The sequence below is a fragment of the Flavobacterium frigidimaris genome (genome assembly GCF_002217275.1).
GTDB lineage: Bacteria > Bacteroidota > Bacteroidia > Flavobacteriales > Flavobacteriaceae > Flavobacterium > Flavobacterium aquidurense.
The window spans coordinates 73,121-92,158 of sequence record NZ_MUGV01000025.1 but is presented as its reverse complement, the minus strand read 5'-3'; the positions used below and the strand labels follow the sequence as shown (position 1 = coordinate 92,158).

At 33.9% G+C, this 19,038-nt stretch carries 8 protein-coding genes; 2 read left to right on the top strand and 6 right to left on the bottom strand.

Going from position 1 to position 19,038, the window contains the following annotated elements:
• Positions 1-33: 33 nt before the first annotated feature.
• The 5 genes from B0A65_RS15540 to B0A65_RS15520 all read right to left on the bottom strand — a co-directional run bounded on the left by B0A65_RS15540 (position 34) and on the right by B0A65_RS15520 (position 12,885).
• Positions 34-4,071, bottom strand: a complete 4,038-nt coding sequence (locus B0A65_RS15540; protein WP_074659092.1) for a T9SS type B sorting domain-containing protein — start codon at positions 4,069-4,071, stop codon at positions 34-36.
• 23 nt (positions 4,072-4,094) lie between these two features.
• On the bottom strand, positions 4,095-8,591 hold the full coding sequence (locus tag B0A65_RS15535; RefSeq protein ID WP_074659241.1) for a T9SS type B sorting domain-containing protein: 4,497 nt from the start codon (positions 8,589-8,591) through the stop codon (positions 4,095-4,097).
• 204 nt (positions 8,592-8,795) lie between these two features.
• A complete protein-coding gene (locus B0A65_RS15530; protein ID WP_242670290.1) occupies positions 8,796-11,126 on the bottom strand; it encodes a T9SS type B sorting domain-containing protein in 2,331 nt (776 codons plus the stop codon).
• Between the two features lie 22 nt (positions 11,127-11,148).
• Positions 11,149-11,970, bottom strand: a complete 822-nt coding sequence (locus B0A65_RS15525) for an ABC transporter permease (protein WP_074659090.1) — start codon at positions 11,968-11,970, stop codon at positions 11,149-11,151.
• 3 nt (positions 11,971-11,973) lie between these two features.
• Positions 11,974-12,885 carry an ABC transporter ATP-binding protein gene (locus B0A65_RS15520; protein ID WP_074659089.1) on the bottom strand — a complete coding sequence of 304 codons (912 nt, stop codon included), beginning with the start codon at positions 12,883-12,885 and terminating at the stop codon, positions 11,974-11,976.
• Between the two features lie 109 nt (positions 12,886-12,994).
• Here B0A65_RS15520 and B0A65_RS15515 point away from each other — a divergent pair, with 109 nt between their 5' ends.
• Together B0A65_RS15515 and B0A65_RS15510 are read left to right on the top strand one after the other, a co-directional pair.
• Positions 12,995-14,047, top strand: coding sequence for a hypothetical protein (locus B0A65_RS15515; RefSeq protein WP_074659088.1), 1,053 nt, complete (start codon positions 12,995-12,997; stop codon positions 14,045-14,047).
• A 225-nt stretch (positions 14,048-14,272) separates the two neighbouring features.
• Positions 14,273-15,133 carry an SdiA-regulated/phytase-like domain-containing protein gene (locus tag B0A65_RS15510; protein ID WP_074659087.1) on the top strand — a complete coding sequence of 287 codons (861 nt, stop codon included), beginning with the start codon at positions 14,273-14,275 and terminating at the stop codon, positions 15,131-15,133.
• Positions 15,134-15,297: 164 nt separating this feature from the next.
• Here the strand turns inward: B0A65_RS15510 and B0A65_RS15505 are convergent, their stop codons facing one another.
• The gene (locus tag B0A65_RS15505) at positions 15,298-19,032 is read right to left on the bottom strand and encodes a metallophosphoesterase (RefSeq protein WP_074659086.1); all 3,735 of its coding nucleotides are present in this window, start codon (positions 19,030-19,032) and stop codon (positions 15,298-15,300) included.
• Positions 19,033-19,038: the final 6 nt, after the last annotated feature.

The following is a 19,038-nucleotide window of genomic DNA, read 5'->3' as shown; positions in this document are numbered from 1 at the left end:
GAATTTGGAATTTTTTATTTGGAATTTGTTAGTTTATCTTTTTAAACTAAAATGTCCTTTTGTTTCTTTGCCATTCTCAAATTTAGCTGTATACCAATAGTCATCTGCAGGAAGTAGGTTTCCTGCAAAAGTTCCATCCCAGCCCAAATCTGAAGGTCGAAGTTCTTTTATAAGTTTTCCGTATCGATCATATATGTTAACAATAGAATTTTTGTTCATATCTGTATTTAAACCGAGAACATTCCAATAATCATTATGACCATCAGCATTTGGTGTGAAAAATTTTGGAGCACCCACAATACCAATTGATTGACTTATTATACCACATCCGTTTTTGTCATTTACATATACATCATGAATTCCTAATGGTATATTCTCAAAAATATTTGACGATTGAAATGGTCCGTTTTGATTATCTAAACTATATTCATAGTCGCCTGGACCGGTAGTTTCTACTATAATTGTATTGGCATTTGAATCATCTGTTTCTTTAACCGTAATTTTATTTATTTGTGCTAAGTTTGAAGATGATACTTTTATATTTCTTATTTTACTACAACCTGAAAGAGAGATAACTTCTACAGAATATAGTCCTTCAGTATTTACATCCAATGTTGCTTGTTTTTCATTGTTCAAAATTTCACCGTCCTTTTTCCAGATATATGCATAATCGTTAGGTGAACTACTATCTTTAATTCCGGCATTAAGTTTTACAAAAAATGATGATAGATTAGAGCAGACCAATTGATCGTCGTTGTGATTATCATTCGCATCAATATCAGGAACAGCTGTTACATGTAAGGTAACAAATGATCCAAGTCCATAACATAAATTATCAATGGTGTTTTGGATTCTTACCCATACTTTTTGGTCCGTAGGAGATCCGGTGTTTCTATAATTAGAAATGTTTGTGATTTCGTTTTTTTCAAATAAAGCGTCATTTTTATTTTGATAATATTTTATAGAATATAGTGACGCAGGTAAACGTGCTATTAAATCATCTTTAATACTAGTAAAGTCAAAATTCGAAATGCCGTCAGTATCATTGTTTACATTATCCAAATAATCATCACAATTATAGAAAATGTGGGTGAAGTCTGCAGCGATTTGAATTGGAACAGTTATTTGTTTACTGGTAATTCCACATCCATTTTTATCTTTGACAAATAATTGATGGTTTCCCGATGAAATATTCTCGAAAAGATTGAAATTTTGAAAAGGACCATTTGAAGTGTCTAAGCTATACTCATAACTGCCGGGACCCGTTGCTTCCACAGTTGCATTGACTGTTAATATGTTTCCTTGAATTACATTTTTTAAAGTAATTTTTTCTATTTGTGCAGTATTTGAAGAAACAACTTTTATCTCACGTATCCTGGAACATCCAAAAATAGAAGTTACTTCTACTGAATAAAGTCCTTCAGTGTTTACGTCTAAAGTTGATGATGTTTTACCAGTCAAAATTGCTCCTTCTTTTTTCCAAACATAAGTATAATCCGTAGTTGGAGTACTGTCTTGAATTCCAGCATCTAATTGCACGTAATAGGAAGAAAGATTAGAACAAATTGTTTTAATATTAGGATCAGTGATTTCAATATTAGGCAATGGTTGTACCTGAAGTGTGATATGTTCTCCTAGCCCGTAACATGAATTGTCTAAAATATTTTCAATTCGAACCCATATTTTTTGTTGATTTGGAGACCCAATATTTCTGTAATTAGAAGTGTTTGTAATTTCATCTATTTCTGATAAAGCGTCACTTTCTGTTTTATAATAGGTAATAGAATATAATGAAGACGGAGCGGGTAAAATAGATTTTAAATCATTTGTAACACTTGTAAAATCAAATGATGTAATTCCGTCCTTATCATCATTTGTACGATCTAAGTAGTCATCGCAGACTGAGAAAGTGCGATTAAAAGTGTTAGGTATTTTTGTAACTGATACAATCAGACTTAATTCGGCAACTGAAAAACAACCGTTCGAATTTTCGACTCTTATCCAAACTGAACCGGATGTACTGGAATAGCTAATAGGGTTGTTGATGAGGAATGCAGTATCTTTTGTATTTGCAGCAGCAGCAGAAGTGTAATACGTAAATAACTCATCTCTATAATTGGTTGACAAGAAATTATTCTTCTCTGTTAAATTAAAAGTTGATAATCCGCCAGCAGTATCGTCACATTGTATTAAGGTGACAGGGGATGTTATTGTCGGAATTGGTAACACTGATAAAGTTGCTGCATTTGAGGTTATTCCGCAAAGATTTCCATTTTTACTTAATGCTACACGATATTGATAATTTTGCATGTTTAGTGCAAGATTTTTTATCAGCAAAGCGTTTGTTAAGCTTCCGGAATAATTGCTATTATCTAAAATATTTGTCCAAAGCGTGCCATTTGTAGATAATTGCCATTGATAACTATCTACCAGGTTTGTTGCAATTGTAAATGTTACATTTTGTAATTCACAGTTAGATTGATTTGCTGGCTGTGTGTTTATTATAATTTTAGCTGCACTTAAATAGGCAGGGTCAGGAGTTGTGTATCCATTGATTCTGCTTGTAACAAGACCGTTAGAATTAGATGATATTGGAGCGTCACCAAGTTGGCCATCGTTATTAGGATCTGTAAATCCGGCATCGGTTACATCATTGCAAGAGTCTCCATCACTGTCAAGATCAATATAATTTGATGTTCCGTCGCCGTCAGTATCTGCAATTGTGTAGTTAAGAATTCCACTGTCAGGAAATGTTTCCAGACTATCATGCAAACCATTAGTGCCAAAAGAGGCAGGGCTTCCATCAATTACACCATCATTATTAGAATCGACTGCATTGCTTCCTGATTCAACTAAATCATAAATTCCGTCATTATCACTGTCTAAATCTACTCTGTCAATAGGGCTTATAGTCCCATTGTCGTTGTCAGAATCTATGCCTGCAAAAATTGGCATAAAGGCGTCATCTAATCCGTTTTTATCTGTATCTATACCAGAATATATTCTGATATCTTTCCCTCGCATTTCAATTTGGTCCGGTATTCCGTCATTGTCGCTATCTAAATCCAATAAATCAGGAATTCCATCAGAATCCCTGTCAAATAAATACGGTAAAACAAATGCAAAAGAAGCTTTGTTAGCACTTGTGTCAGATAGATTGTGATGTGTATAAGAAATAAAATCAGTAAGATAACTTGAAATAGAAAATGGTATTCCTGGCTTTAATGGAGTAGTACCATTTAATCTAAATCTGATCTCAAATGACGAAAATTCTGTAACCCCGCTTTCATACATTCCATCGTAATTGGTATCAATTAATAATACATTATTTGGGTTTAAAATTGTCAAAGTTCTATTTAAAGGAACTTTAACAATAAAGTCTCCGGTAGAATTTAAGTATTCTGATGGATCTGCTATTTGTATACTTCCTTGATTTTCAATAGGTAAATTTTGTAATTTAACATTTGTTGGCGAAGTCAATTGAAGATTATAAGTTACATATTCTGCTCTTCCGGCAGCAATTTCAGAAACAAATCCGTAATAGGGTTTTCCTTCTATAGTTCCTGTTCCGGTAACGGAACCTGTATACTGATAATCGCTAAGAGGATTAGATTGGTTTAAAAGCGGGCCGCCAGCTTCGAAGCCATTGTGAATTCCATCATTATCTAAATCTACGTCAACATTGTTATTTATTCCATCATTATCAGTGTCTAATGGACAAATACTTACCGGAACATCATTTGAGTGTTCAGTTGTTCCTGATGAAGAATGTATTGCTGTAACATGATAATATCCTGCTTGAGTTGGGGAGTAGCTATTTGTGGTTGCCAATGGAATTGCCGTGTTTTCATAGTACCATTGATAAGAACCAAAACCAGAAGGGTTGGCTACTGTAAGTATGGTATTTGGTAGGCACGATGGTTTCGAGCTGTCTACTTTTCCAAAAATTAACTGGATGTTTGAAACTGACGCAGTATTTTTATTTATTTTTTTAGTTGAATCTGTTTTGCTTATTTGTGCAAAACTGGTTATTGATAACAAAAAAAAGAGTAGGAAAGTAGTTTTTTTCATTCGATAAAAATAGCAAAAGAATTTTATCTTTTTAAACTAAAATGACCTTTTGCTTCGCGTCCGTCTTCAAGTTTTATGGTGTACCAATAATCATCTGCGGGCATTGGACTGCCAGTGAAGGTACCGTCCCAGCCATTGCCTAAAGCGGTAATTTGCTTTATTAGCTTGCCATACCGATCGAAAATAAGAATTTTTGCCCCCGGATTAAAAGTGTCATTTATTCCTTTGATGTTCCAGTAGTCATTGTAACCATCATTATTAGGAGTGAAAAATTTCGGAATTCCCAGAACTGCAATAGTTTTTGAAATTGTTCCACAACCGTTCTTATCATGGATATAAAGATCATGTATTCCCGGAACAACATTTTCAAAGAAACTGGATTCCTGAAAAGGACCGTTGTGATCATCAATACTATACTCATAATTTCCAGTTCCGGAAACATTTGCTTCAACAGTGTTGTAATCGGATAAGTCTGAAATCGTAACAGAGTCGAGAAAGGCAATATCAGAGGCTGTTACAGTAATAATTCGGGTTCTGCTACAGCTGTTTTCTCCTTTTGTAAAAACTTCGACGGTGTATTTTCCTTCTTCATTTACATCTAAAGTTTCGCTGGTTTCGCCAGGAATTAGACTTCCGTCTTTTGACCAGACGTAGTTGTAAGTACTGGGAACAGTATTGCCTATAATTCCTGCGTCGAGTTTGACAAAAAATGAGGGTAAATTAGAACAAACTAGTTTATTACCGGCCTGATTACTGTTGGTGTCAATATCAGGTTTTGGGTTTACAGTAAGTGTGATGTAAGCTCCTAATCCAAAACAAGCATTGTCCAGATTACTATCAACACGCACCCAAATTTCTTGGTGGTTTGGTATTGTGTTTCTGTAGTTTGAAGGATTTGTAATTGTATTGATTTCTGCCAGGGCATCAGCTTCATTTGCATAATATTTTATAGAATAATTTGCAGGTGAAGATGGAAGCATAGCCTGAATATCATTTGTCACACTGCTAAAATCGAATGCTGCAATCCCATCTTTATCATTGTTTGCAGTATCGATAAAATCATCGCAGACATTAAATGATCTTTTAAAATCAGAATTGATTTGTGTTGTTGAAACCACCAGGTTTAATTGAGCAGTCGAAAAACATCCGTTTGCATTTTCAACTCTTGTCCAAATCGTTTTGTTGCTACTTGAAAACGCTAGCGAATTTGAAATTTGTGCAGCAGGATCTTTACTGCTCGCTCCCGCTAAAGTAGTATAATAAGAGAACGTTTCATTACTGGAATTGACAGAAATAAAACTGTTTTTTTCGGTTATATTAAAGTTGGAAATACCATCAGTATCATCATCGCATTGGACTATAGTAATGGGAGAATTTAAAATTGGCAAAGCCAAAAGAATTAGTTTTACAGTATTAGCAGAAGTTAATCCACAGGCATTATTATTTCGATTTAATAAAACACGATAATGGTAGCCATTCATTGTCAGACTTGTTTTTTGGATTGTTACAGTGGCCGTATTGGTTCCCGAATAAATACTATTGTCAGTGAGGGCATTCCACGTATTTCCGTTATCTGTTGAAAGCTGCCATTGAAAAGTATCAGCATTGGAATCGATGCTAAAAGTTGCTTTTTGCAATTCACAAACAATTTGATTTTCGGGTTGTCTGGTAATTAAAATTGGAGTTGCTATGAGGTAGTTGCCATTAGGAGTTGTATAGCCATCGATCTTGCTGGTTACAATTCCGACAGAGTTTACTGTCGTAGGTATGTTTCCTAATTGTCCGTCAGAATTTGGATCTGAAAAACCAGCTTCTATAACATCATTACAGCCATCATTATCACTATCAATCTCTGTGTAGTTTTTTATCCCATCATCATCAGAATCTAAAACAGTATATATTAAGATATTACTGTCAGGATTTGTTTCTAATGAATTTGATAATCCATTGGTCCCGAAAACTATTGTGTCAATAATTCCATCTTTGTTAAGATCCGGAGCATTGCTTCCTGACTCCGTCAAATCATATATACCGTCATTGTCACTATCCAAATCAAGATAATTTGGAATACCATCATTATCGGTATCAAGTGGTGTTGCGGAGGGGTTGAAAATGTCATCTAATCCATCTAAATTCATATCAGTCTTAGATAAAGCTATTGGTTTTGTTTGTGATTCCACGACATCGGGTATGCCATCATTGTCTGAGTCCAAATCTAACTGATCAGGAATTCCGTCACCATCAGTGTCTTTTGGTATACAAGTGGTAATTAGTCTGAAAGTTGATTTGTTTCCGGTAGCATCCAATAGATTTTTATGGGTAATTTTAAACGATTGGGTTTGATAAGACTGGAATTTGAACGTACCTGTTCCCGGTTGTAAAGGGATATTCCCATTTAATCGGAAGCGAATTTCGAAAGAAGAGAATTGCGTAACGCCACTTTCATATACGCCGTCATAATTGGTGTCGATTAATAATTGATTCGTAGGATTAAGTACGGTGACAGTTTTATTAATGTCTGAATTGATAATGTATTCGGAATCAGAATTTAGTAAATCGGATGTATTTGCATTGGTGATATATTCTAAACTCAGATTTATAGGTTGGGCAAAATTCAATTTATAGCTTACGGAAAAACCTTTTCCACCCATGACTTCGGTCACAAAACTTCCATCCGTATTTCCGGCAAAAGGAACAGCGGCGGCAGGTGTTGTATTGGTAATAGTACCTAAAAATGAATTAGAATACGTTCCAGTTGTTACCAAACCTGAATTTGGGTTGGAGATATTGAGAGGCAGATCTCCATAAGATTCAGTACAGTTGGTTAGTCCGTCATTGTCGTAATCAATGTCTATATTGTCGTTTACCAGGTCATTGTCCAGATTAATGGGACATTCGCTTACTGGAATTTTGTCTGAGAAAATATCGCTTACGCATCCGGAGATACTTCCTTTTACCTGATAAAAACCAGGTTGGGTTGGGGTGAAATTGTTTTTATTTTCACCCGGAATAATAACATCGTTTTTGTACCATTGAAAGGTGTCGTAAGAGGACAAAGAATTGATTTTTAATGATACATTAGGAATACAAGAAGAGTTAGTCAATGCGATTTTACCACTTACAATTTCAGGTTTTAAATCAAAACCTGAGTAATAACCTCCATAGGTTGCAGCTCCATTTGTTCCAAAATAAGAAACATATACTTGCTTCGTTGATTTGACTGCGATATTTCCAGATAAATCCGGTACATTAAAGCGTACAAAAGCTGTGGTACCTTCGATTGGTAGGGGTGTAGCCGTAATAGGAGCATTGTTCAATAAAACAGTAGCACCTGTTTCGGTGACAATGTTTAGAAATCCGTTAAAAGCATTATTTCCAATTGATTGTATTTGAGGAATGTTGTCTACTGTATTTGGTGTAGCACAATTTATAGGAGGGACAAAAAATAAGTTCTGATTCGCAGGATTAGTTTTTCCTCCAATACTTTGATAAGCAAATACATTAGCAGATGTTTTTACATATAAACTTCCATTTCTAAATTGGCTTCCATCAATTGCAATGTATTCACCACTGTTAAGTGTCGTATAATAAGTAGAAGAGCCGTTTAGAAATATTTCTGTGTTATCGTAATGAGCTACTAATAAAACACGTTCCAATTCATCTGTACCCAGACCTTTTATAAATACGTATTCTTTTCCTGTTTTTTCTAATGAAACAATTTGGTCAAAACCCACATCTCTTCCCAAAGGAGCAGTACTATTATTCTGATTAGTACCTAATAATGTACTGTTGCTTCCTCCAAAGGAGCCTGCATTAACCGCCACAGGTTTATCTGAAGTAACCAATGCTCCAATTATTTTAGAACTATTTGATATAGCCTTACCGTCATTATAGTTTTTTAAGGCCAGCACATAGCTTTCATTTTTGTTTAGGGTAATGGTTATTGGCCCGGATATAATTGTTCCATTCAAAAGTTGGGTTCCGTCTTGAATATTTGAAATCGTGATTTGGGTACCGTTTTCAGTAGCCATAATAGAAGCAAAGTTCAATAAGCTTTCATCATAAAGCGGATTTAACATTGCACCTAATCTAAAAGTGGTACCAAGGGCGCTGTTTCCTTTGGAAACTAGTCCTCCTGCATGATTATAAGAACCATCAATGGTCAGTCCTGCATTGACTCTGGCACTTACATAAATCAGGTCTTCAGCCTCAATAATATATCCGCGGCCGGATATCACTCCGGTATTGATTAAAGGTGTAAAAAGTTGGGTGTTAAGCCCTGTTCCAATATAAAATCGATAGGGGTTATTACTATTAACGGTTCCGCTAACTACACTTCCTCCATTTGCTATGATTTTAAAATTCACATTGGTAAGACTGGGAGTCGAGATGTACAGGTATTGATCGGCAGCAAATCCTGCAACAGAAATTAATGGTGGTATGTAATGTGTTTTACTAAATTGTGAGAAACAATTTATAGTGCAAAACAAAAACAACATGAAATGTAATGTTTTTTTCATTGGCTCGGGTAATGGCAATATCATGGATTGATTCACCTAAATCAAAAATAAGTTTTATTTTAATTTCTTTGAAAAATATACTATTTTTTCTTCCTAAATATTTGAAATTAAGATTCTTTGATTTTTTTTGACTGAGCGACCCCAAAAAATGATAAAAAAGTAACGGGAATAAAGAAGGCTTTTTATTGGATAGTACCTGACTTTTTATCTTTTTAAACTGAAATGTCCTTTAACAATTCGACCATCTGTAAAACGTAAATTAAACCAATAATCATCTGCAGGCAATTGTTGCCCGTTAAACAAACCTGTCCAGCCACTGCTATTTTGATTCATTTGTTTTAATAATTTTCCGTAGCGATCAAAAATAGAAATCGTATAATCAGGAAGCTGATCCAGATTTTTAATGTACCATAAATCATTATAGCTATCTCCGTTTGGCGTAAAAAATCTAGGGTAATCTAAAACAATTACCTGATAAGAATTGGAAAGTCCGCAACCATTTTTGTCCCTTGCGATGGCATTGTAAATCCCTGGAGTTACTGGTGAAAATAGGGGTTCATCCTGAAAGTAAATCCCGTCTAATGAAAATTCATAGCTGCCATTTCCTGCATATTCCAATAAAACCGAATTCTCATTAGCAGAAAAATCTTTTATAACTGCTGCGGTTATCTTTGCTTTTTCTGATAGAATTATTTTGTATTTCTTAGTCTTTTTACAACCGTTATTATTGGTTACAGTTACTTCGTAATCACCTGCAGTATCTACTGGTATTGAGTTTTCTGTGCTTCCTGTATTCCATAAATAACTATTAAAACCTGGTGCCACAGTTAAAGTAATTTCACCATCTTCGCATAAATATTGCGTTTCTTCTTCAAAATTTGGCGGGTCAAAAATATTTACAACAAGTGGGACAGGGGTTATATCATAACAATCAGGGCCATTTATAACTCTGGCATAAATGGTCTGGTTGAAAGCGGTTGTATTCTTAAAGATATTTGGAACTGCACCGGTTTCTGTCACCGCATCAATCGCAGTTAGATAGTATTGTACAGTTAGTCCATTTGGTAATCCGGAAATGATTTGAGGGGTTACTTCCGTATTCAAATCAAATTGATAAAAACCATCCTGAATTTCATCTGCGTCACATGTTTCTATTGGATTTTGATTTGCTATAGTTGTATTTGCAATTTGTAATGTTACTTCAGCAATTTTAAAGCACCCAAATTCATTTTCAAGTCGGGAATAAACAATCTGATTGTTTGCTTTGTTGCGATACTGATTTGGCGTTGCAATTTTATTTGTTTTACCCTGAGCATCGACTGAGGTTTCATAATATCCTTCATTTGTAATAGTCGAAATATTATTTTTTACAGTATTATTTACTTTGCTTAAATCAAAAATTGAAATTCCATCTGCATCATCGTCACATTGAAGCAGGGGAGTATTTGTTGAAAGAATTTCAGAAGCATAATCGATTTTAATTTCTCCGGATAATATACATGTCGTGCCAATAACTGTAGCATCAACTTTATAATTTCCGGTTTCTCTGACTTCAAAAGTTGAATTTGTTCCTAGAATTGCAGTCGGATTATCTTTTTTATACCATTTGAAGGTATAATCTGTTGCCTTTAGTTTACTATCCAGTTCTATTTTTTCTCCAAAGCAAGCAGGATTGTTGTTGGCAGTTGTACGATCTTCTCCAAGAATAATTTTTGAAGCAAAACTTCCTGCTTCAAGGAAAATTGTTGACTCCAGATGTCTGTTTTGATCATCGGCAATTACCAGTTTGACATGATATGTTTTTCCTGCAGTTACATCACTTTGAGCAGTCATTACTACAGTTTGCCCTGCATAATTTACGGGACTTGTACTACTATTCAGGCCATTGAAATAACTTAAGTTTGAAGCCTCGCATCCTGTATAAGAAATACCTCCAGGTCTGGTTCCGGGCTCAATTTTTGGACGAATATTTACAGACGAAACAGGTGTTTTTGTATTGGGTAATACTGCTAAGTTTTTATAAGGATCGGAAGTTCCAACTTCTTTGATTAAAAAAGCAAAACCATCTGAATAGTTGCAAGGATAATCATATTGATATTCATTAGAGGCAAAAATATAATTGAAACTGAGTGAGTTTGCAGAAGCAATAAAATCGAATTCAATTGCTGTGGCATTTATAGAATGAATTCCTAATATTTGATCCAGGTCACTGTCGCCAATCCAATTAGGACTGTCGCTACTGATCAACTCACTAACAAATGGTCCAATCGCACTTTGACCAGTTGATGTTGCCAAAACAATTCCTTCCTCAAATGGGAAACTGCTTCCGTTTCTGTTAAAATAAGCAAAACTTTGTTTTCCGGGTCTAAAATCATCCCCTTTACCAGTTGAATTTGAAGCAGCAGCGCACGAGCTATTAACTAAAATATCCTCGATGAGCTGCTTCGGTGTTTTTTGATCATTAATAGATATATATTGCGCATTTACTTTCACAGATAAGCAGCATATAAATAATGGAACAAAAAAAAACTTCATATAATTCATAGTAACAAATATACTATAAATCTCTATTTTTTAATAATTTGTAGGAGAAGTAAATGAATAAAAATGTCCAGACTAAAACAATCAAAATTGATGAATAATGAACTGTATAATCTTTTATATTTTCGAGTCCTATTTGATTTCCGATGTTTCTAATTACAGATAATCTTGTAAAAGGTTCGATGATTAAATTATACATTGCTTCCAGCGGAAGTAATTGCGTAAAATAGTCCATATTGAGTCTTGGAAAAATACTAAATTTTAAAAAACATTCAACAATAAACCACACCAATAAAAAACCTAATGCAAAAGCAGAGCGTTTTACTAAAATGCCTAAGAAAAGACAGAAGGAAAAGAAACCCGTTAGTTTTACAAAAAATGCTAAAAGGTAACTCAAGTCAAGGAAAACAACATCAAATTCATTATAAGATGAAAAAGATAAACCGAGAATCAAACTCATTACAAAAACAAAAACGGTAGAACACAATGCAAAAAGTACGACGGTTAAAAACTTTGATAAAATGAATTCTTTTTTGCTTAATCCATCGATTAAATTTTGTTTTAGAGTTCCATAACTGTATTCGTTTGCCATCATATATACAATAACAATAGCAAGGAAAAGCTTAAGCCACGCGGCCATATAAGTATTGAAATGCCAGATAAAAGGAAAGTTGAAAATGCCCATTTCAGCGGCCTGAAATTTAAAAGGACCAATATCAAACTTTATAGATGCAAGTAAGGCAATAAATGAAAGTAGTATGAAATAGGTTAAAGTAAGAATACGACTGGCTTTATTTTTCCAGATTTTTTGAAGTTCTATAGAGATAAGTCTTTTCATGGTTTAGTTTTTTTGGATGGTAGCGTTTTTGGTTAATTCTAAAAATTGAGCTTCTAAACTGTTTTTGCGTTTTACTAAATGGTTTAAAATGATGTTTCTAGAAAATAAAAACTGATTTAGTTCTGAAGCTGATAATTCGGATTTTAAATACACCAAAATTTTTCCGTCTTCGTCAGCGATTCTGTCTATCGCAGGATGATCTTGTAAGGCTGTTTTTAAAAGTAAATTATCATTGGCCTGAACTTCAAAGAAACCTTCATTTGCAGACATTCCGTCAACAGAACCGGAATATAAAATTTCGCCTTTTCTTAAAACAATGACGTGCGAACATACTTTTTCTACTTCATCCAATAAATGAGATGCCAATAAAATGGTAGTTCCTTGTGAGGCAATTTTTTTAATAATATCACGAATCTGATGAATTCCCTGCGGATCTAAACCGTTTGTAGGTTCATCTAAAATTAGAATTTCAGGATCGTTTAAAAGTGCAGATGCAATAGCTAAACGTTGTTTCATTCCTAATGAAAAAGTGCTGAACTTGCTGCCTTTTCTTTCGGTTAAACCCACCAAATCCAATTTTTCATTGATTTTAGCATAATTGATGTTTTTTATTTTGCAAACCAGTTTTAGGTTTTCTTCAGCCGTCATATAAGGGTAAAAGTTGGGTCTTTCTATAATTGCTCCTACTTTTTTTAAAGCTTCATGGGTTTGCATTTGTCCATTAAACCAACGATAATCGCCTGAAGTTCGGTTTACAACACTAAGTACAATTCCTAAAGTAGTCGATTTTCCACTTCCGTTAGGGCCCAAAATGCCATAAACGCGGCCTTTCTGTATTTCAAAAGATACATTTTTTAAGGCCTGAATACGCCCGTATCTTTTACTAAGATTTTCAATGGTAAGTATGGTTTCCAAATTTATTTCGGTTTTAGTTTTTAGTATGACGATCCAACTTGTATATTGTTACGCTAAATTTATTTATATCATACGATTGATGTAAATTTGTACTAAAGATATTCAAAAAATGAGCGAACCTTTAATGGTTTTAAAAAAACCGTCTTATCCTTTAACACCATCCCTTTTAAGTTATTTAGAACGCTACGAACGTATCTCGAAAGTATCTGTGTTCTATGATGATTTATTGCGATTTGCAGGTTCTATAAATGTGTATGATAAAAATGAAACGGATACTTTATGGATTCGTGTTTATTACAGCGAGTTTGAAAGAAATGAAATAGATTTAAATCTGAAAAAAATCTATTCGCTTTTGCATTCTGATGGAAACAGTGAGATTATTCAGTTTTTAAATATTGACGCTATTGATTATTGTACTTTCGGAAACTCAAAACCTTTCCGAATTAAAGTCCGAAATATTCTCAATGACAATTACGTTCATTTTTATATTAAAAAAGCAGATGCTTCCAGAATTTACGGATTGGAATTAGAAGATATTCTTTCGCCTGATAAAATCAACTTTTTAGTTTTTAAAGATACTTTAATCGAAGAGCACATTATTGGAATTCCGGGTGATGTTTTCATGGATACTTTATTGGATAGTTGTACCGAAACCGAAAAATCCCAGATCGCAAAAGAGTTTGTAAAATTCAATGAACGCTGTATGATTCGTCTTTTAGGCGATATGCGCGCGTACAATTATGTAATTGTTCCAATTCATGATTTTGATCAGGTAGTTTATAAAATTCGCCCAATTGATTTTGACCAACAATGTTATGAAGGGAATTTTAAAGTCTATCGCCCGCAATTTTTTAAAGAAAATTATCCGATGATTAAACTCATAAAAGATAAATTAGAAGATCGTTCGATTATTCAGTATAAAGATGAAGAAAGAGCTATTTTGGCAAAACGTATTCATTCTGCAGAAAATAGAATTAAAAAGTTATTAAACATTATGTGCCACGATACCATTTCGACAGAAGATCATTTGAATCAACTAAAAATGGAATTGTACCGTTATACCAATGATATGAAATTTAAAAATGCCAAATCAATGGGACATATTATGTTCGCGGCATTTGAATTTATTACGCGTAACTTTAAAAATACAAACCTGATTTAAATTAACCGCAAAGGCCGCAAAGGGTTTACGCAAAGTGCGCAAAGTTTTATTCACATAGCTTTGCAAACTTATTAAAGCAATTCTAAACATACCAATAAAAAACTTTTGCGTGCTTTGCGGTAAAATTAACAGCAAAGTTTGCTAAGATTTAGTCGAAGCTCGCAAAGCTATTATTTGAAATGCTTAACTTTAAGTTTAGAAAGGTTTAATTAAACTAAAATATTTATGAAAAAGTCTCTCCTATTGGTAGCTTCTGTTTTTTTATTAGCTTGTCAACAGCAATCAGATAGTGATTTTAAAACGCTTTATTCCCTTCCTAAGAAATTAAAAGAAGTTTCCGGAATAACCTATTTCCCTGATTCGAAACTAATTTATACCTTGGAAGATAGCGGTAATAAAAATGCTATTTATGCTATAAATCAAGAAGGAAAATTAGCTAAAACTATTACAGTTTCAAATGCAAAAAATATAGATTGGGAAGATATTACCAAAGATAAAAACGGAAATATTTATATTGGAGATTTTGGCAACAACGACAATACCCGTAAAGATTTATGTATTTATAAAGTGGCCAAAAATGAATTGAATAAAGATCAGGCTTCCGCCGAATATAAAATTTCATTTTCATATCCTGAACAAACAGAATTTCCTCCAAAGAAAAAAGAGCTGTTTTATGATGTTGAAGGTTTTTTTGAATATCAAAACTATTTTTATTTATTCACAAAAAACAGAAGTAAAGGTTTTGATGGAACGGCTTTTATTTATAAAATAGCAAATAAGCCTGGGACTCAAAAAGCAATTAAAATTGGTGAGTTTAAAACTTGCAATAATTACAATCATTGTGTGTTAACAAGTGCAACAATAAGTCCAGATGGTAAAAAAGTAGTCTTGTTAAGCCATGACAAAATTGTCTTGTTTAAAGGTTTTAAAGGTGATTTATTTCATAAAGGCACTCAAACCGAAATAAAACTAAATCACTTCTCCCAAAAAGAAGCCATAGTTTTTAAAGACAACAATACCTTGCTTATAGCCGATGAAAAAACAAATAAAGTAGGAGGAAACGTTTATGAATTTAAACTAAAATAATTTAAGGTTCTAAGATGCTGAGGTGCTAAGGTTCTAAGAAAAAAGTTAGCCACGAATTCACGAATTATTTGTAATAAAAATTCGTGAATTCGTGGCTGAAAAACCTTTGTAACTTTGAACCTAATAAAAAAAAATCTTAGAACCTCAGTCCCTTAGCACCTTTCTTAAAAGCTATATGCCGCTCCAAAAATAACACGTCCTTTTTCGTCAGGAGATTGAAAATAAGAAATTCTTGCGGTAATCACATTGATTGCATTTAACCAAAGCCCGCCTCCGTAATCCTGATGCCATTTCTTAGAATCTTCACCATCAAGCCAAATTCTTCCGTAGTCAAACCCACCTAAAATACCATAGGTCAAAGGTGCAACCGTTCGTTGAATTTTACCAATGCTAAATCTCAAATCAGAACTCTGGGAGAAGTACGAATTTCCTAAAAAACGTTCGTTTCTATAACCACGTAAATCAGTATCCCCACCCAAAGCGGCACCTTGATAAAATTCATAATTGTTGTTTAAAATAGTTTTTCCTTTTAAAATGGTTGCCAGAACGAACTTTCCATTTTTATCCAGTTTATAGGTAAATCCAAGAATACTTTCCAGTGTAGGGAAATTTTGTTTGGTTTCGTTTAAGTTCGTTGTCCAAGTAGCTGCCAACATAAAGGCCATTCCTAGAGTTGGTTTTGCGACAAAATCGGAATTTTTAAAAAGATATTTTACTTTTAAACCACCATAATTCTGGCTCTCAAAAACGGCCGGATTTACAATGTTTGGAATGTTAATATATCTGTTTTCGGTTTCCTCAACTGTCATTCTCTGGAAAATTGGTTGTACGCTAAACTCGCTTCCATAGCGACCAACGTGCCTGATTGCACCTGAAACATTAAATTTTCTGATACGAACACGGTTATAATCTAGGCCTAGTTCATCATCATTATTTACGGTCTCATTTCCGTATCCAAAATAGTTCATCGCAAAGTTTGGTGTTGTATATAAGGATTCAACATCAATAACCCATTTACCTAATAAACCGGGGAAATGTGCAGCATAATTAAATTCTAAACCGCCAGTAGCAAAATAGTAAAAGGCATTAAAAATATGTCTTTGTGTATACGGATTTTGTTTAAAATTATTCACCGTATAATTTACATTAATACCCACTTTTACACCGTCATCAGGATTGTAGCCAATGTTAGGAAGACCTGAAATTACATTGTATTTTGGTTTTTCATAATTATATAAATTTACATCATAATCATCTGTAAGTTCCGTTTTTGTCTTAGAATCCAGATTGTACGTATTTTCTTTTGATTTGAAATCGTAAACAATAACTTTTGTTCCGTTTTCAATGTTATAAGTGTCATTGTTTTGACCGCCAATCAATCGAATTTTAATGTCTGATTTTTGTTTTCCGGTAACCTCAAAAACATCAGCATCGTCTAGTCCGTAGATCCATAGATTTTTAGTTTTGTCGTCGGTTACTTTTTTAGTGTAAATCAATTCATCGCCCTCTTTTTTCATTCTGTAAACCTGAATTTCAATACTTTTTTTGGCGTTATGATTTAAAACAAATTTGTCTTTTTTGTCAGTTCCGGCAATCATTACCGTTTTGCTAAGAACATCTGAATATTCTGAAGCATATTTTTGAAGTTCCTTTTTTCTGTTTTTTAGTTTTCGCTTGATGTCTTCAATCGTTCCGTCCTGAACTTCTTTCGGTAAGTTTTTAAATGCTTTGTCAATATCGCTGTCTGATAAATGTTCCTGAATATATTTGGCCTGTTCAATCCAGTCTTTTTCTTCAGTAGTTTTTAAGAAAGCCAAATCTAATGGATAAGGTTCTCTGTTAAGCCATTTTACATTATCAATTTTGTTTTTAAAAGTTCGCATATGACGAATCGCTGGAACGTTCATTAAGATAGAAAGTAAAGTTCCGTCGTATTTAGGGAAAGCCTGATCACGATCGCGCGGAATAGCCTTGTAAACTACTTTATCGCCAATTTTGTGTTCTGCCCAACGCCATTGATCACTATGTCTGTCCCAATCGCCAATAAGCATATCAAATAAGCGAACTTTTATATATTCTTTTTCGTCAACTGAATATTTCTCGTCTTTATGAAGATTGGCCATCATATCGTCTGTACTAATAATATCAGTTGGGTTTCCAAAGTTCTTTCCGTCAAGATGATTGTCTGCAGGTCTTTCTTCAACCATGTACAATTGATCTCCAAAATTTGAATTGAATTCTTTCAGACCTTCTTGTTTTGGAATATAATATAAAACCGGATTGGTATGCAAAAGTCCCAATTGATCAGATAAACTGGCAATTGCAAAAGGGGTATAAGGATGTGTTGTAGTATAAAAATCTAAAAGAAAATCTTCGGCATAGGTTTGTTCAAAATCATTGACAACATATTGATCTTTAAAAGCAACAGACTGTAAAAATACGGTAGCGCTTTTTTTCATCGCACGCATTACATATTCTCTTCCTTTTGGATCAGACATTCTTAACGAAACAGATTGATGCCCTCCGCCTTCGCGAATAGGTTTTAAGCCACCCATTAAAGTATCTAAAGTAGCGGTTCTGGCTTCAATAGGCATACTGTAATATTTTCTGTAATGTTGCCCGAATAAGAATTTATGAAAGATGCCTTTGTCCGTCATCTTAGCGGAATAAATAGAAGTAGTAACTGTTGGTGGAAATTTATTCGGAATATCTGCAGCCCAGTTAATTTCCTTGGCTTTTATGATTTCACGTTCAAAAAGCATTTTTTCATGATTGTTTTCATTTCCAAAGAAATTTACTTTTGCATCACCACTTTTAAACAAAGTCAGCGTTGCATATCCATTTCCGCCATACGAGAAATCATTTGGATTTATTGCCCGTGCTGCCTCAGATTTTGATCCTGCACCGCTAATAATCTGTGTGATATTTTCGTTATTTATATATTGCAAATTATGATCGTGTCCGGAAACTACAATGACATTTTTCTGGCCTTGCAAAAGTGTTTTAATTCGCTTGGCATAAATCGTATATTGTTTGTTTTGAAGGTCCTGCGGACTTACACCTGAGGTCTTTCGGAGTAAATTGATGAAGGAGCCAATTACAGGTAAGGGAATTTTTTTCTCCAACGGAAACAATTGTTTCTCCCACGAATATTGTCCTCCGTGCGATCCGTTGCTTAATAAAGGATGGTGGATTAACAGAATCACTGTTTTTTCCTGGTTTTTATTTAAGATACTTTCGAGCTCTTCAAAAAAAGCTTCACGTGTTTTAATATCACAATTGTCATTAATTGTTGGATGGTTGTCCCAATCTTCCAGAAACCATTCGCTGTCAATAGTAACTAATGTAGCTGTACTGTCAATTTTTACATCTTCTATAGGGCAGCTTTTTCTGGGAAGGAATGCTTTTTTATCATTAAGGTATTTGGTAACAAAATCAGATTGATTTTCTAAACCTTTTATACCGCTATACCAATCATGATTTCCCGGAATTACGATCGTTTTCCCTTTAAATCCCTTGGTTAATTTTAATTGATTGGTCAGTTTGGTTTCAGCTAAAGCTTTTTGGGAATCATTTTTATCAGCAGGAAAGCCCTTCGGATAAATGTTATCTCCCAGGAAAACCAAAGTCGATTTCTTATTGGCTTTCTTTAGCTTTTCGTGCAGTAATTCTAATGTTTGCTGCGCTTGTTCTTCATCTGCATTTCCTGCATCTCCTACTAAATAGAGAGTATGTGCAATTTTTATGGTGTCTGTTGCGTTTTCCGTTTCGTGCGCGCTTACATTTTTACCATATTGCGCTTTGTGTGTCGCACAGGAATTAAGTAAAAGCAGTAAGGTTGTTACAAAAGAAAAAGTTTTAATCTTCGTAATAAAATGGTTATACAAAAACAATTTCATAATTTA

What these genes read in the sequence shown, in the direction of transcription:
- B0A65_RS15540 (WP_074659092.1), bottom strand. Translation starts at nt 4,071, where the DNA reads ATGAAAAAAACTACTTTCCTACTCTTTTTTTTGTTATCAATAACCAGT.
- B0A65_RS15535 (WP_074659241.1), bottom strand. Translation starts at nt 8,591, where the DNA reads ATGAAAAAAACATTACATTTCATGTTGTTTTTGTTTTGCACTATAAAT.
- B0A65_RS15530 (WP_242670290.1), bottom strand. Translation starts at nt 11,126, where the DNA reads ATGAAGTTTTTTTTTGTTCCATTATTTATATGCTGCTTATCTGTGAAA.
- B0A65_RS15525 (WP_074659090.1), bottom strand. Translation starts at nt 11,970, where the DNA reads ATGAAAAGACTTATCTCTATAGAACTTCAAAAAATCTGGAAAAATAAA.
- B0A65_RS15515 (WP_074659088.1), top strand. Translation starts at nt 12,995, where the DNA reads ATGAGCGAACCTTTAATGGTTTTAAAAAAACCGTCTTATCCTTTAACA.
- B0A65_RS15510 (WP_074659087.1), top strand. Translation starts at nt 14,273, where the DNA reads ATGAAAAAGTCTCTCCTATTGGTAGCTTCTGTTTTTTTATTAGCTTGT.
- B0A65_RS15505 (WP_074659086.1), bottom strand. Translation starts at nt 19,032, where the DNA reads ATGAAATTGTTTTTGTATAACCATTTTATTACGAAGATTAAAACTTTT.